This window comes from Pseudomonas sp. FFUP_PS_473 (genome assembly GCF_002858665.1).
GTDB lineage: Bacteria > Pseudomonadota > Gammaproteobacteria > Pseudomonadales > Pseudomonadaceae > Aquipseudomonas > Aquipseudomonas defluvii.
In genome coordinates, this window is record NZ_PJQQ01000021.1 from 1 (window position 1) to 17114 (window position 17114).

General features: G+C 63.4%; 21 protein-coding genes. 11 read left to right on the forward strand and 10 right to left on the reverse strand.

Features of this window, described 5'->3' with window-relative positions; translation table 11 throughout:
• Positions 1-165 precede the first annotated feature (165 nt).
• A complete protein-coding gene (locus CYD26_RS15465; RefSeq protein ID WP_099773594.1) occupies positions 166-1596 on the forward strand; it encodes an IS1182 family transposase in 1431 nt (476 codons plus the stop codon).
• Positions 1597-1661: 65 nt separating this feature from the next.
• A complete protein-coding gene (locus CYD26_RS15470; RefSeq protein WP_178081714.1) occupies positions 1662-3188 on the forward strand; it encodes a hypothetical protein in 1527 nt (508 codons plus the stop codon).
• 233 nt (positions 3189-3421) lie between these two features.
• Here the strand turns inward: CYD26_RS15470 and CYD26_RS15475 are convergent, their stop codons facing one another.
• A complete protein-coding gene (locus tag CYD26_RS15475) occupies positions 3422-4813 on the reverse strand; it encodes a DEAD/DEAH box helicase (protein WP_102053023.1) in 1392 nt (463 codons plus the stop codon).
• Positions 4810-5394 carry a hypothetical protein gene (locus CYD26_RS15480; protein WP_041110307.1) on the reverse strand — a complete coding sequence of 195 codons (585 nt, stop codon included), beginning with the start codon at positions 5392-5394 and terminating at the stop codon, positions 4810-4812. The genes CYD26_RS15475 and CYD26_RS15480 overlap by 4 nt, the downstream gene beginning before the upstream one ends.
• Positions 5395-5497: 103 nt before the next feature.
• Between CYD26_RS15480 and CYD26_RS15485 the strand changes: the two genes are divergently transcribed.
• On the forward strand, positions 5498-5719 hold the full coding sequence (locus CYD26_RS15485) for a helix-turn-helix domain-containing protein (protein WP_102053024.1): 222 nt from the start codon (positions 5498-5500) through the stop codon (positions 5717-5719).
• Here CYD26_RS15485 and CYD26_RS25715 read toward each other — a convergent pair.
• From CYD26_RS25715 to cydP, 8 genes are all read right to left on the reverse strand, one after another.
• Positions 5714-6028 carry a BPSL0761 family protein gene (locus CYD26_RS25715; protein WP_371917232.1) on the reverse strand — a complete coding sequence of 105 codons (315 nt, stop codon included), beginning with the start codon at positions 6026-6028 and terminating at the stop codon, positions 5714-5716. The two genes, CYD26_RS15485 and CYD26_RS25715, sit on opposite strands and share 6 nt — an antisense overlap.
• A 95-nt stretch (positions 6029-6123) precedes the next feature.
• A complete protein-coding gene (locus CYD26_RS15495; RefSeq protein WP_052813563.1) occupies positions 6124-6354 on the reverse strand; it encodes a YheV family putative zinc ribbon protein in 231 nt (76 codons plus the stop codon).
• Complete coding sequence (locus CYD26_RS15500) at positions 6351-6749, reverse strand: group II truncated hemoglobin (RefSeq protein ID WP_041110310.1); 399 nt, start codon at positions 6747-6749, stop codon at positions 6351-6353. The genes CYD26_RS15495 and CYD26_RS15500 overlap by 4 nt, the downstream gene beginning before the upstream one ends.
• Positions 6750-6785: 36 nt before the next feature.
• The gene (locus CYD26_RS15505; protein WP_102053025.1) at positions 6786-7085 is read right to left on the reverse strand and encodes a cyd operon YbgE family protein; all 300 of its coding nucleotides are present in this window, start codon (positions 7083-7085) and stop codon (positions 6786-6788) included.
• Positions 7069-7185, reverse strand: coding sequence for a cytochrome bd-I oxidase subunit CydX (gene cydX, locus CYD26_RS15510; RefSeq protein ID WP_041110312.1), 117 nt, complete (start codon positions 7183-7185; stop codon positions 7069-7071). The genes CYD26_RS15505 and cydX overlap by 17 nt, the downstream gene beginning before the upstream one ends.
• 44 nt (positions 7186-7229) lie before the next feature.
• On the reverse strand, positions 7230-8372 hold the full coding sequence (cydB, locus tag CYD26_RS15515) for a cytochrome d ubiquinol oxidase subunit II (protein ID WP_102053026.1): 1143 nt from the start codon (positions 8370-8372) through the stop codon (positions 7230-7232).
• Positions 8373-8384: 12 nt separating this feature from the next.
• Positions 8385-9959, reverse strand: coding sequence for a cytochrome ubiquinol oxidase subunit I (locus tag CYD26_RS15520; protein ID WP_102053027.1), 1575 nt, complete (start codon positions 9957-9959; stop codon positions 8385-8387).
• Positions 9956-10171 (reverse strand): cytochrome oxidase putative small subunit CydP, encoded by a 216-nt coding sequence (gene cydP / locus CYD26_RS15525; protein ID WP_102053028.1) that lies wholly within the window; start codon positions 10169-10171, stop codon positions 9956-9958. Before cydP ends, CYD26_RS15520 begins: the two co-directional genes overlap by 4 nt.
• A gap of 339 nt (positions 10172-10510) precedes the next feature.
• Between cydP and CYD26_RS15530 the strand changes: the two genes are divergently transcribed.
• The 8 genes from CYD26_RS15530 (at position 10511) to CYD26_RS15565 (ending at position 17098) form a co-directional block, all read left to right on the forward strand.
• The gene (locus tag CYD26_RS15530) at positions 10511-10891 is read left to right on the forward strand and encodes a rhodanese-like domain-containing protein (RefSeq protein ID WP_041110316.1); all 381 of its coding nucleotides are present in this window, start codon (positions 10511-10513) and stop codon (positions 10889-10891) included.
• 13 nt (positions 10892-10904) lie between these two features.
• Positions 10905-11444 carry a rhodanese-like domain-containing protein gene (locus CYD26_RS15535; protein WP_041110317.1) on the forward strand — a complete coding sequence of 180 codons (540 nt, stop codon included), beginning with the start codon at positions 10905-10907 and terminating at the stop codon, positions 11442-11444.
• Between the two features lie 39 nt (positions 11445-11483).
• Entirely contained in the window at positions 11484-11672 is a 189-nt protein-coding gene (locus tag CYD26_RS15540; RefSeq protein ID WP_041110318.1) for a DUF2892 domain-containing protein, read from the forward strand.
• A gap of 142 nt (positions 11673-11814) precedes the next feature.
• Complete coding sequence (locus CYD26_RS15545; protein ID WP_041110319.1) at positions 11815-12681, forward strand: MBL fold metallo-hydrolase; 867 nt, start codon at positions 11815-11817, stop codon at positions 12679-12681.
• A 15-nt stretch (positions 12682-12696) separates the two neighbouring features.
• The gene (locus CYD26_RS15550) at positions 12697-13389 is read left to right on the forward strand and encodes a peroxiredoxin (RefSeq protein WP_256588033.1); all 693 of its coding nucleotides are present in this window, start codon (positions 12697-12699) and stop codon (positions 13387-13389) included.
• A gap of 92 nt (positions 13390-13481) precedes the next feature.
• Positions 13482-14897: a dihydrolipoyl dehydrogenase gene (locus tag CYD26_RS15555; RefSeq protein WP_041110321.1), complete on the forward strand. Its 1416-nt coding sequence runs from the start codon at positions 13482-13484 to the stop codon at positions 14895-14897.
• 4 nt (positions 14898-14901) lie between these two features.
• Positions 14902-15870 (forward strand): SLAC1 anion channel family protein, encoded by a 969-nt coding sequence (locus tag CYD26_RS15560; RefSeq protein WP_102053030.1) that lies wholly within the window; start codon positions 14902-14904, stop codon positions 15868-15870.
• Between the two features lie 100 nt (positions 15871-15970).
• A complete protein-coding gene (locus CYD26_RS15565) occupies positions 15971-17098 on the forward strand; it encodes a hypothetical protein (RefSeq protein WP_218197058.1) in 1128 nt (375 codons plus the stop codon).
• The last annotated feature ends 16 nt before the right edge of the window (positions 17099-17114 follow it).

Consider the following 17114-nt stretch of genomic DNA (forward strand, 5'->3'; position numbering starts at 1 on the left):
GCGTCTGCCGTTGAAATAGCATCACCATGATGGTGACGCGCTCCTCGGTACTCAGGTGACTGTATTGGGTAGACATGGCAACACCTTACATCAGGTGTTGCACTTGCTCCTTGAGGCCGCCTACCCTTGCTATGATTTCTGAGAACTTCATCGCAAGGGAAGCCCATGAAACGGTTTATCCAGGGTGAGCACCGAGGGCAAAGCACCTTACTTCCCGAGAGCCTCGACGACTACGTCAGCGATACCAACCCGGTACGGGTGGTTGATGTCTTCGTCGATGAACTCAACTTGGCCACGCTGGGTTTTGATGGCGTCATTCCAGCCGAAACCGGCAGACCGGCATACCACCCTGCGATCCTCCTGAAGATCTATATCTACGGCTATCTGAACCGCATCCAATCGAGCCGACGCCTTGAGCGAGAAGCTCAGCGCAATGTCGAGCTGATGTGGTTAACCGGGCGCTTGATGCCCGACTTCAAAACCATCGCCAACTTCCGAAAAGACAACAGCAAAGCTATTCGCGGCGCGTGCCGCCAGTTCGTTGTGCTGTGCCAGCAGTTGGGGCTGTTTAGCGAAAACCTGGTGGCCATCGACGGGAGCAAATTCAAGGCAGTGAACAACCGCGACCGCAATTTCACCAGCGCCAAACTAAAGCGGCGAATGGAGGAAATCGAGTCGAGCATCAACCGTTACCTGACCTCCCTTGATGCAGCTGATCGGCAATTGCCAAGCGCCGCTGAGCCAGATGCTACGCGCCTGGAAGAGAAAATCGCCAAGCTCAAAGCTCAGATGAAAGCGCTTCAGGTGATCGAATCTCAACTCAACGACTCTCCAGACAAACAGATTTCACTGACCGACCCCGATGCCCGCTCGATGATGACGCGTGGCAATGGCATTGTCGGCTACAACGTACAGACGGCGGTCGATACCCAGCACCATTTGATCGTTGCTCACGAGGTCACGAACGTTGGCTCTGACCGCGACCAACTCAGCTCGATGGCGAAGCAGGCTCGGGAAGCCATTGGTTCAGAAACGCTGTCGGTAGTGGCTGATCGGGGCTACTTCAAAAGCGAGGAAATCCTGGCCTGCCATAATGCAAAAATTACCGCTTATTTACCCAAGCCGATGACTTCAGGAGCTAAAGCGGACGGGCGTTTCAACAAAGATGCCTTCGTTTTTAACGCAGCCAAAAATGAATACGTTTGCCCAGCTGGTGAGGCATTGATTTGGCGTTTCTCTAGCGTCGAGAAAGGCCTGAACATGCACTGCTACTGGAGTTCGAACTGCCAGAGCTGCGCCCTGAAAACTCAGTGCACGCCGAGCAAGCAGCGACGAGTGCGGCGTTGGGAGCATGAAGCAGTGCTAGATGAAATGCAGATCCGGCTGAACCACGCGCCGGACATGATGCGAATCCGAAAACGCACTGTTGAGCATCCCTTCGGGACGCTCAAGCAATGGATGGGATCCACGCATTTTCTTACACGTAGGCTGGTCGGCGTCAGCGCGGAGATGAGCCTCAATGTGCTCGCCTACAACATGAAACGAGTCATGAAAATCATCGGTACGGAAAGCTTGCTGAAGGCGCTGGCGGCATAAAAGCCCCGGCTTTTGCTGCTCTAGGTGGCGCTAAAGCGCTTCATAAGCGCCCTGGGGCGTTACCGGTGCTGATCGTGGCAAATGCCTGGGCAATCGACTCGCCCAACTGCGCTGGGCTGAGGTATCCAAGATACAAAAGTGTTTTTACACACTCTGGGCCGCTCGGCGACACCGCACTTGCTGTCTGCGAGCTGGTCGGCCTTGGAAAAGGTGTTGAGGCCATTGCCATGCAGGCACTCATGCTGCGTGAAACCGACTGGGCAAAAACCGCCTACAAAGATCATTTGCGCCGCCACTCGAAACGCCAGCGCCCCGCTATTCAACAGGAGCAGCTTCTGCACGGCCTCTATCCACACGAAGCTGACCTGCGCGAATTTCTGGACAAATCTATCCATGCGGGCAACGGCACAGGCGCCTCGCGTGTTTCTTCGCGTTGTACTGATACGGCAGGCGATGCTTTGGCGCCATCGCTGTTGCCATATCTGCTGCCCACCCGGCCCTACACCACACAGGAAGTGTCGTTGTTCTTGCCAGAAGAGTGCGTCTTCGACGGGCTGAGCAACGCGCCGGCACGAGGGTGGGCAAGATATGTACGCGCGATGCGGGGGGTATGGGTGTGGGGCTCGTTGGTTCAGTCCGACCACGAACCCAATGCTCAAGGTGGGGGTACGGATGAAGGAGCCCCAGGATCACCCCGCCTCGCACGAATTGGGGTGGGAAAAGCAACACCAAAAGTGAGATTGGGCATCAGTAGCCTGCTGACCACGGACGATAGCTTCAGCGCAGGCGCGAGTGGCCGGCCCGACCTGTCTCGTGACCGTTACAAGCGCATCGAACGACTGGTCAATCAAGCCATTGATGCTAATCCGCGACCAACACACCTGTTGTTGCCTGAATTGGCCTTGCCTGAGCGCTGGATCGATACCGTATCCCGGTTGCTTCAGGACGCCGGAATCAGCCTGATCGCCGGGCTCGATTATCACCGGGGCGCTCCTCCAAATGTCCACAGCGAGGCAGTGCTGGTGCTTGCTGATGATCGCCTTGGATTTCTGTCTTCTGTGCAGATCCGACAAGCGAAGTCCCTGCCCGCAGCGGGTGAGGAGGAAACATTGTTACGTTTGTTTGGACTGCAATGGCCGGCGCATTTGGCCGGCGAACGCAAGCCCGTGTACAACCACGGCGGTTTTTGCTTTGGTGTACTGGTCTGCTCCGAGCTGCAGAACATTGCGCACCGCCAGCAGTTCCAGGGCTATGTAGATTGCATGATGGTGCTTTCCTGGAATCAGGATCTGGAGACATTTGCAGCTCTGGTCGAGTCGGCGAGCCTGGATGTTCATGCACACATCGCCCTTGTGAACAATAGGCGCTATGGCGACAGTCGAGTCAGAAGCCCCGCCAAGAAGGACTTCATGCGCGATGCCTGCCGACTGCGCGGTGGGCAAAACGAGCATGTGGTGGTCGTGGAGCTGGACATTGCCAACCTCCGGGCCTTCCAAAGTCGCGAAAAGCGCTGGCCGCGTGAGGATGACCCATACAAGCCGGTACCCGAGGGATATTCCATCGCCAAATTCCGCAAGGTGACGCAAAAGTGAAACTTGATTTGCACGCAAACGGAATGGCTGGCTGAGTCAGCTACCCCAACCCATAGAAAAGCTATGCCGCTCAACTCGACCAGTTGATCGGACGGGGTATGGACGTCACCGACCAGGCTAGGGCGCTCGATTACCTTGAGCGCATTGGCTACTACCTAGAGGACTTGTTGGCCCGTGGTTTCATCGATGGATCTACTCCGGCGCCAACCTGAACAATGGATGGCGCTCGCTCCTCAAAAGCAAGCCAACAACAGCTGCCGGTAGTGCTGAGAAAAACTGACCTGATAGCTCGGCTCGGCAGAAAAATCCCCCAGAGAGTAGCCGCCCGCCGCACCAGCCCTTGGAGGCCGCCCAGCTTCGCCACCACTGCGACCATCTGCCTCGCTGCCAGCCCCCATCCCACCAGCCATCGAGCCAGCAGGGGCAACGGGCATCTGCACCCGGCTCAGCACCGCCAAATCATCCGGCAGATCATCCGCAATGCGCTCAGCGAATCGCCGGAGCGTTGGCTCCGCCAGCATGAACAGCCACGCCTGGTCATCGGGCTCGCCCATGCGCCTCAGAACTCGTCCCAGCACCTGCCGGTAGTGCAGCTCAGTACGGATGCGGCTGAGGTAGCAACACACCTGCAGGCGGGGGATGTCGGTACCCTCGCTGATCATCCCTACGGCGACGATCCAGCGGCAATCACTGTGCCTGAACGCATTGATCACCTGCTGGGCATCCGGGGTCCGGTTGGTCACGACCCTGCAGCTTTCCCCCTTGGCATCCAGTGCCTGAGCAACCTGCTGGGCATGCTCGATATCGGTAGCGACCACCAGACCAGCCGCATCCGGCTTGATCTGACGAAGCTCATCTAGCTTGGCGCATCCCAGACCAAGCAGTTGATCGATCACTTCGTCATGGCGTAGGAGGTCTTCGTAGGTGACGGTGGATTCCCCCAACAGCTTGGCGATGCTGGGGAACAGCCTGACGGTGCGCTCGGTCTCCAGCTCCTCCGTGAGCTTCACCTTCTGGTTGTCGAGAAGGACGATGCGGGGCACGCGGCACACCCCGTCAGCAATGGCCTCCCTCAGGCCATAGCGGTAGTCGCAGATCAGGTGTCCCTCGGGGGACGAGTAGCGGGCCAAGGCAATGGCTCGGTCGTCCGAGCGCCATGGCGTGCCGGACAACGCCAAGGTGAAAGCGGCGCGATCCTGTATCCATTGCAGGATCTGCTGTCCCCAGGCGTTGCTCAGCAGCGGATCATGCCCGGCGCAATGATGAATCTCGTCGAAGACAGCGAATACGCGGTAGTCGTCGAGGAGCCGCCAGAACGCCTCGTCACGGTAATCCATGGCCTGATAGGTATACGCAGCCCCCACAGCACCGAGCAGTCCATCTAGGCGCTTGCCGAGCACCGCCGCGAAGGTCGAGCGGAAGCCGTCGACGACCTGGCACGACGGTGCAAAGCACAGCACCAGATCGATCTTCCCTTGTTCCAGCAGGCAGCGGGCCAGTCCTGCCGCCATGCGCGTCTTGCCGGCGCCCGGCGTTGCTTGGCAGAAAAAGTGTGGCGAGGAAAGGAAGTGCTCCAGCGCCGTATCGATGCAGCGGCGCTGCCAGTCTCGCAGTGATGATGTCATCGCGTAGAGGCAAGCGTCTTGAGCGTCTTCTCGACAGCGCGAAGGTGTCCCAGCAGCCGCGAGCTGCGATCTCTGGCCTCCAAGTACTCGCCTTCAACCTTGTCGCGCAGATGCGGCATGTCATCGAGGAGCTGCTTGTAGCGCTCCGCCTCGCCCATCGCCGACAGGAAGTCCAGCCGGATTTCCTTGAGAAGAACTTCCAGATGCTGCTCCGCATCGGATGAAGGGTTGGGTGGCACGCTTCTGTGCTCAGGGACTGACGGCTCCGGCTCGCACACGGCCTTGAGGCTGTTCTCGAACCCACCGTCGACCAGCTCCAGCTGCAGGTTCTCCGGGAACGGTTGCAAGTGGTAGACCTGTCCCCGCGAGCGGCGCTCTTCATCAGGCAAGAGCCAGCCTGCGCGGAGCAGGCGACGGATCTGCTCGTATACATAGCGGCGCACATCGCCAAGACGGAAGGTCAGGCCTCCCAGGCGCTGGGCATAGGCATCCCGCAGCTCACGGGTCGTGAACTGTGAGCGCCCTTCCTCTTGAAGCAGCTCATACAGGCGCCTGTCGAGGATGAACGTGGCGGGTTTCATACAGGCCCCCAAGGGGTCGTAGCGGAGAAATGCGGATTATAGTCCGTGGCCTATGCGTCCGCAAACGCAGGATAGTGCCGCCTCAAGTGGAGTTGAGGCGGTCATGGATCAGTTGGCGAAAGCGTTGGGGGTACGCATCCGGACGCAGAGAAAGGCCTGTCGGCTTTCTCAGGATGCACTGGCGCTGGCCTGCAGCATCGACCGCAGCTACATGGGGCGCATCGAGCGTGGAGAGGTGAATATCACCGTCGAGAAGCTATACCGGATCGCTAGCGTGCTGACCTGCGATCCGGCGTCACTCTTGCCACGTCATGAAGAGCTATAGCTCCGCACCCTGATCACAAAACATCGGATCACTCACCAGCCAACTGACCAGCACGGGGTGTAGAGGCCCATGCTTGTCCGCCACCAGAGCAAGCTCCTGCCTGGATCGCTCCTCTACCCGCCCTGCCAAATAAATAGCATCTGCCGTCGGGTAATGCCGTAGCAGACGCACCGCCTGCTCTCGAATGGCTTCAGGAAAGCGAGAGTCTCGGGATAGCTCCTCCAGAAACTCCCTCGTTTGCACCAAGCTATTGGTGCGCTCATGAACCATCGTCATCGCATCGCTCCTGCAGTGCCTACGGGGAGGCATTTCTCAGTCAACATTGTGCTGCCATGATTCACTTCATGCAGTGGCATCCACTGGGGCTGGGCAAGATCAGGCGCACTTGCGACCCCAGTCACAGCTCATTGCCCGTCATCCTCCTCGTCGACGGCGACCAGCGTAATGGCGCCGCCGCTTTCGTCCAGTTTGTCGCTGTAGCCGCAGGCGACACATTCGCGGTGCGGCACACCTTCCACGAACCACATGCGTACGCTGTCCATGCGCTCGCACGCGGGACAACTAGCGCCAACGATGAACTGCTTCTTCGGCTCCAGCGCTGGTGGGACAGCGGGTACTTTCGGCTGCCCGTTCATGCTTCACCCCGGTTGCGCAGGAAATCTCCGGTCTTGGCGAAGGCATCTTTCAGGTAGGCACGCAGCTCGGCATCCATCGGCGTGTCGTCCAGCGCCAGATTCATGCAGTGCAGCCACTGGTCGCGCTCGCTCCTACCAATGGAGAACGGCAAATGTCGGGCGCGCAGGCGCGGATGGCCGTGCTTCTCGATGTAGCGCTGGGGACCGCCGAGCCAGCCGCTGAGAAAGTCGAAGAACCTGTCGCGAATCTCGCGGGTGTCGGGATTGTGCATGTCGCGCACGATCTCAACGCCCGGCTCGCTGAACATCAGGTCGTAGAAGCGATCAACCAGCTGGCGCAGCGGCTGGTCGCCGCCCAGTTGCTGGTAGGGGATGAATTCAGATGCGATTGCCATGAGGGCCTCGTGCAGTGGAAGGTGCCGGCGCGGGGGTCAACCCTGCGCCTGCCACAGGATCAGGTAGCCCAGCCCCATCAGCAACCAGCCACCCAGTGGATGGAAGACGCTGCGCCACAGCCGGCTGTACGGATCGAAGCCGACACCGTGGATGAAGCCGCTGGAAATGCCCCACATCACCAGCATCAGCAGGCCGTGGCTGTAGCGGCCCTCGGCGTCGAGCATGGCGGCGGGGTGGATCAGCAGCACCAGCGCCAGCGGCGCGGCGAGCAGCAGGGAGACAGCGCGGCTGATGCCGCGCTGCGGCCAGGGACGGGGCTCAGCGGTCACCCGCATCGCCCTCGTCGAGGTTCTGGGTGGTTTCCAGCCACAGCGCGTTGACGATGCCGAAGCTGCAGGCCAGCAGTACGCCGAGAATCCAGGTGAAGTACCACATCTGTCGATCTCCTTGGCCCCATCGGGGCTCCTGTGGTCACGGGCTCAGTACAACCCGTGCGGGTTGCTCTCGATGGTCTTGTCGGTCAGCCGGCCCCACATGCGGGTGTAGCACCACAGGGTGTAGAGCAGGATCAGCGGCACGAAGATGCCGGCCACCACCAGCATGATGCCCAGGGTCTTGTGGCTGGACACCGCGTCCCACATAGTCAGGCTCGACGCCGGATCGATGCTCGACGGGAACACGAACGGGAACAGCGCAAAACCGGCAGTGCAGATGGTGCCGACGATGGCCAGGCTGCTGCCGAGGAAGGCGACGCCACCGCGGTTGAGCTGCGCGCCGAGCAGCGCCAGCAGGCCGCCGGCCAGACCGGCCAGCGGGGCGATCTGGGTCAGCGGATAGCGGCTGTAGTTGGCCAGCCAGCCGCTGTTGTCCAGGCTGACCTGCTTGTGCAGCGGGTTGAGTGCCGTGCCCAGGTCGCTGAAGCCGCCGAGCAGGCTGAAGCCCTGGATGCCCAGCGCCAGCCAGGCGCCGGCGCCGGCGAAGGTCGCCAGGAACGCCAGCGCGCACAGACGGGTGGCCTGGCGCGAGCGCGCATGCAGGTCGGCGTCGGTGCGCATCATCAGCCAGGCGCCGCCGTGGGTGCACAGCATGCTCAGGCTGACTACCCCGGCGAGCAGGGCGAACGGGTGCAGCAGGGCGAAGAACGAGCCTTCGTAGGTCGAGCGCATCAGCTCGTCGAGACGGAACGGCAGGCCGAGGAACAGGTTGCCGAAGGCCACGCCGAACAGCAGCGCCGGCGCCGCGCCACCGACGAACAGCGCCCAGTCCCAGGCGCTGCGCCACTGCTGGTTCTCCAGCTTGCTGCGGTAGTCGAAGCCCACCGGGCGGCAGAACAGCGCGAACAGCACCAGCAGCATCGCCCAGTACAGGCCGGAGAAGGCCACCGCGTAGACCATCGGCCAGGCGGCGAACAGCGCGCCACCGGCGGTGATGAACCACACCTGGTTGCCGTCCCAGTGCGGGGCGATGGTGTTGATCGCCACCCGCCGCTCGTTGTCGGTCCTGCCGACGAAGGGCATCAGCGCCATGGCGCCCATGTCGAAGCCGTCGGTGAGGGCGAAGCCGATCAGCAGCACGCCGATCAGCACCCACCAGACCAGTTTCAGGGTTTCGTAATCGAACATGATGTTGCCTCCTCAGGCCTTGGCCGGTTGTTCTGCAGCAAGGCGCTCGAAGTGGTAGCGGCCGGTGTGCAGGCTGGACGGGCCGAGACGGGCGAACTTGATCATCAGGTACATCTCGATCACCAGCAGCAGGCTGTAGAAGGCCACTAGGGCGATCAGCGAGCCCCAGACGTCACCGGTACTCAGGCTGGAGGCCGACAGATGGGTCGGCAGCACCTCGCCGATCGACCACGGCTGGCGGCCGTGCTCGGCCACGTACCAGCCGGTCTGCGCGGCGATCCACGGCAGCGGCAGACTGAGCAGCGCCCACTTGAGCAGCCAGGGCTTGCTCTCCTCGTTCTTTTTCGCCGAGGCCCAGAAGGCGCAGGCGAACAGCGCCAGCATCAGGAAACCCGAGGCGACCATGGCGCGGAAGCTCCAGAACAGGCTGAACACATTGGGGATGGTGTCCCTGGCGGCCAGCTTGATCTGCTCCTCGGTCGCGTCCACTACGTTGGCGGTGTACTTCTTCAGCAGCAGGCCGTAGCCGAGATCACTCTTGACCGCATCGAAGGCGGCGATGGTTTCCGCGCTCTTGTCGCCGCCACGCAGTTGCTCGAGCAGGGCGTAGGCGCCCATGCCGTTGCGGATGCGTAGCTCGTGCTCGGCGATCAGGTCCTTGATGCCCTTGACCTCCTCGTCCAGAGAACGGGTGGCGATCAGGCCCAACGCCCAGGGGATCTTCACCTCGTAGTCCGTACGCATCTCCTCCTGGTTGGGCAGACCGAACAGGGTGAAGCCGGCCGGCGCGGGGTGGGTTTCCCACTCGGCCTCGATGGCCGCCAGCTTGGTCTTCTGCACGTCGCCGATCTCGTAGCCCGACTCGTCACCGAGGACGATCACCGAGAGAATCGAGGCTAGGCCGAAGGCCGAGGCGATGGCGAACGAGCGGCGGGCGAAGCCCAGATCGCGCTTCTTCAGCAGGTAGTAGCTGGAGATGGCCAGCACGAAGATCGCCCCGGTGACGTAGCCGGCGGCCACGGTGTGCACGAACTTGACCTGCGCCACCGGGTTGAAGATCAGCGCGCCGAAATCGACCAGCTCCATGCGCATGGTCTGGTAGTTGAACTCGGCGCCCACCGGGTTCTGCATCCAGCCGTTGGCGATCAGGATCCACAGCGCCGACAGGTTGGAGCCCAGCGCTACCAGCCAGGTCACCGCCAGGTGCTGCACCTTGCTCAACCGATCCCAGCCGAAGAAGAACAGGCCGATGAAGGTCGATTCGAGGAAGAATGCCATCAACCCCTCGATGGCCAGCGGCGCGCCGAAGATGTCGCCGACGTAGTGGCTGTAGTAGGCCCAGTTGGTGCCGAACTGGAACTCCATGGTCAGGCCGGTGGTGACACCGAGGGCGAAGTTGATGCCGAACAGCTTGCCCCAGAACTTGACCATGTCCTTGTAGACCTGTTTGCCGGTCATCACGTAGACCGACTCCATGATCGCCAGCAGGAAGGCCAGCCCGAGCGTCAATGGCACGAACAGAAAGTGGTACATCGCGGTCATGGCAAATTGCAGACGCGACAGGTCGACGACGGCTTCCGAGATCATCTCGGCTTCTCCTCGTTAAGGGACAAAGGTTGCGGTTGCGCAGGGCCGAGTAGGCGCTCGCTGACCCGCTCGCTGCCGTTGACCGGCACGATCGGCTCGGTGAACCACACCGCCTTGATGGTCAGCAGGGTGGCCAGCTTGATCAGCAGGATGATGCCGATCTCGCGGACCAGAGGGATGCGCCAAGGGGATGGCGGATTGGCTTGCGGCATAGCGAAAGCTCCTGACCTGCTCTCTACCGTTGGGTACAGCGCCCCTGGCTTCATCAAGCCTCGGCAGAGCAGATACGCTTCAGATTCTAGCACATATGCAAAATAAATATATGCATAGGTAAAAATCGTCTATTCGGCTTGCCCCCATAATACCCCGTGGGGTATATCTGGATAGGGGTAAGAGACACTTGGTCGCAGCGTACGAAGACTAGCTCGCATGTCACGTGGGCTCATCGGCCATTCACCCTTGGGTTGACTGCCCGTGAATACCTCATCTGCGACGCAGCTCGTCCCCCAACGGCCCTCTACCTATTCAATCCACCAAGCAGGAAGTCGACAGTGAAAAGCGCCCATGATCTGGTGGCCGAAGCCAAGGCCCGCATCCATGAAATCGACCTCGACTCCGCCGACGCCGCAATCCGCGACGCCGACGTGCTGCTCGACGTGCGCGAAGCCGACGAATTCCACGCTGGGCACATCCCCGGCGCGGTGAACATCCCCCGCGGCCTGCTGGAGTTCAGGCTCAGTAACACCCCGGAACTGTCATCCCGCGATCTGAATATCGTGCTGTACTGCAAGACGAGCGGCCGAGCAGCGCTGGCTGCCTGCGCCTTGCACGACATGGGCTACCTGAACGTGCAATCGATCGCCGGCGGCTTCGACGCCTGGAGCGTGGCCGGCAAGGCGGTGGTGACACCAAGCCTGCCGACCTTCGAGTGAGAGGAGAACCTGCATGAAACGTCTGTTGCTTGCCGCCGCCCTGAGCCTTGTCAGCCTATGCTCCTTGGCCGTCGAGATCGGCGTGACCGCCCAGGAGGTCCACGAGCGCGTCCAGCGCCAGGATCCGGGCCTGCTGTTCGTCGACGTGCGCGATCCGGTGGAGATCATGTTCGTCGGCTTCACCGACGCCGTGCACGTCAACGTGCCCTACCTGCTGGTGGATCGCAGCGCTTGGGACGACCAGCGCGGCACCTACAAGATCGCGCAGAACCCGAACTTCGTTGCCGAAATCCGTGCCGAGCTGAAAAAGCGCGGCCTCGATGACAACGCCGAGATCGTCACCATGTGCCGTTCAGGCAGCGAGCGGGGCAAACCCAGCGCCGACTTCCTGCGCGCCAACGGTTTCCCCAACGCGCGCTACGTGATCGACGGTTTCCAGGGCTCGGCGATCAAGGAAGGGCCGCAGGCTGGTTTCCGCCTGCAGAACGGCTGGCAAAACTCCGGGCTGCCGTGGAGCCTGAAGATGAACCCGCAAAAGATGTACCGGCCGTAACACCGGTACATACAACATCAAGCGAAGAGGCAGTACACCATGCAAAAAAACGTTGGCGGCATCGACAAGATCGCCCGCATCCTGGTCGGCATCGCCCTGATCGTCTGGGCCATCGCCGGTGGTCCGGTCTGGGCGTGGATCGGCGTCCTGCCGCTGGCCACCGGCCTGCTCGGCTGGTGCCCGGCCTACACCCTGCTGGGCATCAAGACCTGCCCGATGAAGAAGTGACCTGTCTGCCGAGCCGCTCGCATGATCGGCTCGGCCTATCCCGGCGATAGGGAATTCCCGGTTGTACCTGCACAAGGAACTGTTAGGCTGACCCTCAACACATACCCCCATGGGTATAAAAGAGATCAGCAGGAGTAGTGCCATGAACGCCCACGTCGAAGCCTTCTTCGATCCCGCCACCTACACCTACAGCTACGTGGTGAGCGATCCGGCAACCGGCCAGTGCGCACTGATCGATTCGGTGCTGGACTACGATCCCGCCGCCGGGCGCACCTCATACAGGAGCGCCGACCGCCTGATCGCCCATGTGCGCGAACAGGGCCTGAGCGTGCAGTGGATCCTCGAGACCCACGTCCACGCCGACCACATGAGCGCGGCGCCCTACCTGCGCCAGCAGCTCGGCGGCCAGCTGGGCATCGGCGAGCAAATCACCGTGGTGCAGGACACCTTCGGCAAGCTGTTCAACGCTGGCCCCGACTTCGCCACCGACGGCCACCAGTTCGACCGCCTGTTCCGCGATGGCGAGGAGTTCCAGGTCGGCAGCATCAAGGCCCGCGCCATCCACACTCCGGGCCACACCCCGGCCTGCATGACCTACCTGATCGGCGACGCCGCCTTCGTCGGCGACACCCTGTTCATGCCCGACTACGGCACCGCTCGCTGCGACTTCCCCGGCGGCGACGCGCATGCCATGTACCGCTCGATCCACGACAAGCTGTTCGCCCTGCCGGACGAGACCCGCGTGTTCCTGTGCCACGACTACAAGGCACCGGGGCGCGAGGAGTACCAGTACCAGACCACCATCGGCGCCGAGCGCACCGGCAACGTGCACATCAACGCCGACATCGGCGAGGAGCAGTTCGTCGCCATGCGCCAGAGCCGCGACGCCACCCTCGGCATGCCGACCCTGATCCTGCCTTCAGTGCAGGTCAACATGCGCGCCGGCGAACTGCCACCGTCCGAGAACAACGGCACCCGTTACCTGAAGATTCCGCTCGACGTGCTCTGAGGCCACGCCCGGCGAATGCTCTACCGAAATACCAAACCGCAAGACGACGAAGAGGAAAGCCCCATGGAAAACGCACCGCAAATGAACTTCCCGCGTCTCAACGAGCCGGCTCCGGCCTTCACCGCCCGCACCACCTCGGGCGATCGCTCGCTGGAGGACTACCGTGGCAAGTGGCTGATCCTGTTCTCCCACCCGGCCGACTTCACCCCGGTGTGCACCACCGAGTTCATCGGTTTCGCCCAGGCCGCGCCGAAGTTCGCCGCGATGAACTGCGAACTGCTCGGCCTGTCGATCGACAGCCTGTTCTCGCACCTGGCCTGGATGCGCAACATCAAGGAGAAGTTCGACGTCGAGATCCCCTTCCCGATCATCGAGGACATTTCGATGAAGGTAGCCAGCTCCTACGGCATGGTCCACCCGGGCGCCGCCGACACACAGGCCGTGCGCGCCACCTTCTTCATCGACCCCAATGGCATCCTGCGCGCCATGGTCTACTACCCGATGAGCAACGGCCGCAGCATCGACGAGTTCGTCCGACTGCTCGAAGCCCTGCAGGCCTCCGACACCCACGGCGTGGCCACCCCGGAGAACTGGTGCCCCGGCAAGCCGGTGATCGTGCCGCCGCCGAAGACCGCTGCGGATGCCGACAAGCGCGCCAGCGAAGGCTACGACACGGTCGACTGGTACTACTCCACCAAGACCCTGTAACGCTCGCTGACCAGCGAGCCCTCACCCCCGGCGCCTGTTCCAGGTCAGGCGCCGGGGGTGACCTGTTTCTGTCACGAAAGGAATCCTTTGCCATGCTCCCCGAGATCCGCATCGACGTCGCCATCATCGGTGCCGGCACCGCCGGCCTCTACGCCCTGCGCGAGGTGCGCCGCGCTGGCCGCAGCTTCGTGCTGATCGACCATGGCCCGCTGGGCACCGCCTGTGCACGGGTTGGCTGCATGCCATCCAAGGTGGCGCTGCATGCCGCCGCGCTGTGGCAGGCACGTGAGGAAATGGCGGAATTCGGGGTGACCGGTAGTGATGCCCTGCATCTGGACCTGGCGCAGACCTGGTCGGCGCTGCGCGGCCAGCGCGACCGCTTCACTGCCAACGCCACCGCCAAGGCACGCTCGGCGGCAGGCGAGCAGCTGATCGAGGGCCGCGCGCGCTTCATCGAGCCGACCCTGCTTGAGGTGAGCACCGTCGCCGGCCTGCAGCGCGTGCACGCCGGGTCCGTCGTGATCGCCACCGGCTCGCGACCGCACCTGCCGGCCTGGCTGGAGCCGGTGCGCGAGCGCCTAGTCACCACCGACCAGCTATTCGAGCTGGAACAGTTGCCGTCGCGCATCGGCGTGCTCGGCCTCGGTGCCATCGGCCTGGAGATGGGCCTGGCCCTAGCCCGTCTCGGCGTCCAGGTCACCGCAGTCGGCGGCAGTACCTTGGTCGGCATCGATGACCCGCAGGTGGCCGAACGTGCCCAGGCGCGATTCTCGAAGGAAATGACCCTGTGGCTGGGACCACCGGCCAGCGTAGAACCGACCGAACAGGGCGTGCTGCTGCGCTCCGGCGATCGCGCTGCCGAGGTCGACCTGCTGCTGGTGGCCGTCGGCCGCCGGCCAAATACCGACAGCCTGAACCTGGCCGAGGCCGGGTTCGCCGTCGACCCGCGCGGCGAACCGCTGTACGACCCGGCCAACTTGCAGCTCGGCGACTGGCCGGTGTTCATCGCCGGCGACGCCAACGGCCAACGCGCCCTGCTCCACGAGGCTGCCGACGAGGGCGCCATCGCCGGCTATAACGCCGCCCGCAACCTGCGCAGCCGCTGGAAGCGCAAGGTGCCGCTGGGCATCGTGTTCTCCGGCCCGGATGTGGTCTCGGTCGGCGCACGCCTGGGCGAGCTGGACCCGCAGCGGATCCTGATCGGCCGCGCCTCCGGTGAGAGCAACGGCCGCCTGCGCATCCTCGGCGGCGAGGACGATCTGGTGAGCGTCTACGCCGACGCCGACAGCGGCCGCCTGCGCGGCGCCGCGCTGCTGTGCACGGGCGGCGAGCACCTGGCCCACTTGCTGGCCTGGGCGATCCAGCGCGGCGAAACCGCGCAGGGCCTACTGCAGCTGCCCTTCTATCACCCGGTGGTCGAGGAGCTGCTGGCCACCGCCCTGCAGGACATCGCCAAACGCTTGCCAGCTGCAGACGACCTGCCGCTGGGTCTGATCGCCGAGGAGTGAGGCGATGAACACACCGAGCGAACCCCACGTGCGCCTCGCCCACTTCCCGGTCGCGCTGTTCGCCAGCGTGATGGGCGTGGCCGGACTGACCATCGCCTGGCTCAAGGCCGCCCAGACTGGCGTGGCACCGGAGGCGGTGGGCGGCGGCCTACGCTGGCTGGCCAGCGCCCTGTTCGCCTTCCTGCTGCTGACCTACACCGCCAAGCTGCTGCGCCATCCGGCCGCGGTGCTGGCCGAGCGCGCCCATCCGCTCAAGCAGAACTTCTTCCCGGCCATCTCCATCGGCCTGATCCTTCTCGCCACCGCCTGGCGGCACGACGCCCCGCAAGCGGCCAGCTGGCTGTGGGGGATCGGTGCCGCGCTGCACCTCGCCTTTACCCTGCTGGCGATGAGCGGCTGGATCCACCACCCGCACTTCCAGATCAACCACGCCAACCCGGCCTGGTTCATCCCGGTGGTCGGCAACATCCTGATCCCGGTGGCCGGAGTCGGCTTCGCGCCGGCCGACATCAGCTGGTTCTTCTTCAGCATCGGCCTGGTGTTCTGGCTGGTGCTGATGACCATCGTGCTGTACCGGCTGTTCTTCCACGAGCCGCTGCCGCTGCGCCTGACGCCGACCCTGTTCATCCTGCTGGCGCCACCCTCGGTGGGCTTCCTCGCCTGGCTGGCGCTGACCGACAGCCTGGATGCCTTCGCCCGCATCCTCTACTTCACCGCGCTGTTCCTCGGCCTGCTGCTGGCCAGCAACGCCGCGCGCTTCTTCCGCGTGCCGTTCTTCATCTCCGCCTGGGCCTACTCCTTCCCGCTGGCGGCGCTGACCCTGGCGACCTTCGAGATGGCCGCGCGCGGCGGCCTGGCCTTCTACGCCTGGCTGGGCTGGGCGCTGCTGGCGCTGCTCAGCGCCGTGGTGTCCATACTGGCGGTGAAGACCGTGCTGGCGGCGCTGGCCGGCAGGATCTGCGTGCCGGAGTGACGGCAGAGGAGCGCGAGATGTTCCAGCGAGCGGGCGACATACCCTATCAACCGAGCTACTGGCTGCCCTCGGCGCCGGTGGCCTGTCGATCTCGTTCTTCATGTACCTGATGTGGCTGGTGCCCCACGCCGGCAGCCCGATGCCGACCTGGGAGCACCTGCTGGCTGCCTGGCAGGCCAGCAGCGCCGGCGCCGCACCGCTGCGCGCGCTGCTGCTGGTCGCCGTCCCCGGCGTGGCGCTGCTGGCCCTGCTGCACTTCCTGCTGCTGGCCTGGAACATCCGTGAGTACCGCTCGAGCGCCGCGCAGCAGGCGCTGGCCACGCTGCGCGGCTCGCCGGCCGAGGTGCAGCTGATGGCGATCCCGCTGACCCTGGCGATGACGGTGAACGTCTGCTTCGCTCTCGGCGCGCTGTTCGTGCCCGGTCTGTGGTCGCTGGTCGAGTACCTGTTCCCGCTCGCCCTGCTCGCCTTCCTGGCCATCGCCTGTAGCGCGCTGCGCATCTACGGCCGCTACCTGGGACGGATACTGGTGCAGGGCGGCTACCGCAGCGAGGAGCACAATCACCTGTCGCCGCTGATGGCGGTGTTCGCCTTCGCCATGCTCTCGGTGGGCTTCGCCGCGCCCGCCGCCATGTCCCACGTCAAGCTGGTCTCGGTGCTCGCTGCCACCCTGTCGATCCTGTTCCTGGTGCTGTCGCTGGTGGTCGCCTTGGTGGTGCTGGTGACCGGCATCAGCGCGATGATGAGCCACGGCCTGCAGCCCCAGGCGACCCCCAGCATCTGGATGCTGGTACCGATCCTGACCCTGCTGGGCATCGAATGGCTGCGCCTGCAACATGGCCTCAGCCATCACTTCTCCGGCGGGGCGAGCAGCGGCACGATCTTCGTCACCCTCACCGGGATCTTCATGCTGCAACTCGGCGTCCTGCTGCTCGGCTATCGGGTTATGCAACTCAACGGCTATCTGCGCAGCCACCTGAGCGGCCGCGAGCGCAGCCCGGTCAGCTTCGGGCTGATCTGCCCGGGGGTGGCCCTGTTCGTCATGGGCATGTTCTGGTGGCATCTGGTCTGGGTCGGCGGCGGACTGATCCGCCCGTTCGGTGCGGCCTACTGGGCGGGCATCGCGCTCCTCGCCGCAATCCAGCTGGCGACCCTGGCGGCGCTGCTGCGCCTGACCTGGAATCTGCTGTTGCACCGGAACGTACGCATCGCCGGCGTCGATGGCTGACGCCAGCACAAGGAGC

Coding starts and splice junctions, on each gene's coding strand:
- CYD26_RS25715 (WP_371917232.1), bottom strand. CDS start 6,028: ATGCCTCCCCGTAGGCACTGCAGGAGCGATGCGATGACGATGGTTCAT.
- CYD26_RS15475 (WP_102053023.1), bottom strand. CDS start 4,813: ATGACATCATCACTGCGAGACTGGCAGCGCCGCTGCATCGATACGGCG.
- cydP (WP_102053028.1), bottom strand. CDS start 10,171: ATGCCGCAAGCCAATCCGCCATCCCCTTGGCGCATCCCTCTGGTCCGC.
- CYD26_RS15500 (WP_041110310.1), bottom strand. CDS start 6,749: ATGGCAATCGCATCTGAATTCATCCCCTACCAGCAACTGGGCGGCGAC.
- CYD26_RS15565 (WP_218197058.1), top strand. CDS start 15,971: ATGTACCTGATGTGGCTGGTGCCCCACGCCGGCAGCCCGATGCCGACC.
- CYD26_RS15485 (WP_102053024.1), top strand. CDS start 5,498: ATGGATCAGTTGGCGAAAGCGTTGGGGGTACGCATCCGGACGCAGAGA.
- CYD26_RS15495 (WP_052813563.1), bottom strand. CDS start 6,354: ATGAACGGGCAGCCGAAAGTACCCGCTGTCCCACCAGCGCTGGAGCCG.
- CYD26_RS15535 (WP_041110317.1), top strand. CDS start 10,905: ATGAAACGTCTGTTGCTTGCCGCCGCCCTGAGCCTTGTCAGCCTATGC.
- CYD26_RS15540 (WP_041110318.1), top strand. CDS start 11,484: ATGCAAAAAAACGTTGGCGGCATCGACAAGATCGCCCGCATCCTGGTC.
- cydX (WP_041110312.1), bottom strand. CDS start 7,185: ATGTGGTACTTCACCTGGATTCTCGGCGTACTGCTGGCCTGCAGCTTC.
- CYD26_RS15560 (WP_102053030.1), top strand. CDS start 14,902: ATGAACACACCGAGCGAACCCCACGTGCGCCTCGCCCACTTCCCGGTC.
- CYD26_RS15465 (WP_099773594.1), top strand. CDS start 166: ATGAAACGGTTTATCCAGGGTGAGCACCGAGGGCAAAGCACCTTACTT.
- CYD26_RS15550 (WP_256588033.1), top strand. CDS start 12,697: ATGCTCTACCGAAATACCAAACCGCAAGACGACGAAGAGGAAAGCCCC.
- CYD26_RS15555 (WP_041110321.1), top strand. CDS start 13,482: ATGCTCCCCGAGATCCGCATCGACGTCGCCATCATCGGTGCCGGCACC.
- CYD26_RS15480 (WP_041110307.1), bottom strand. CDS start 5,394: ATGAAACCCGCCACGTTCATCCTCGACAGGCGCCTGTATGAGCTGCTT.
- CYD26_RS15520 (WP_102053027.1), bottom strand. CDS start 9,959: ATGATCTCGGAAGCCGTCGTCGACCTGTCGCGTCTGCAATTTGCCATG.
- CYD26_RS15545 (WP_041110319.1), top strand. CDS start 11,815: ATGAACGCCCACGTCGAAGCCTTCTTCGATCCCGCCACCTACACCTAC.
- cydB (WP_102053026.1), bottom strand. CDS start 8,372: ATGTTCGATTACGAAACCCTGAAACTGGTCTGGTGGGTGCTGATCGGC.
- CYD26_RS15505 (WP_102053025.1), bottom strand. CDS start 7,085: ATGCGGGTGACCGCTGAGCCCCGTCCCTGGCCGCAGCGCGGCATCAGC.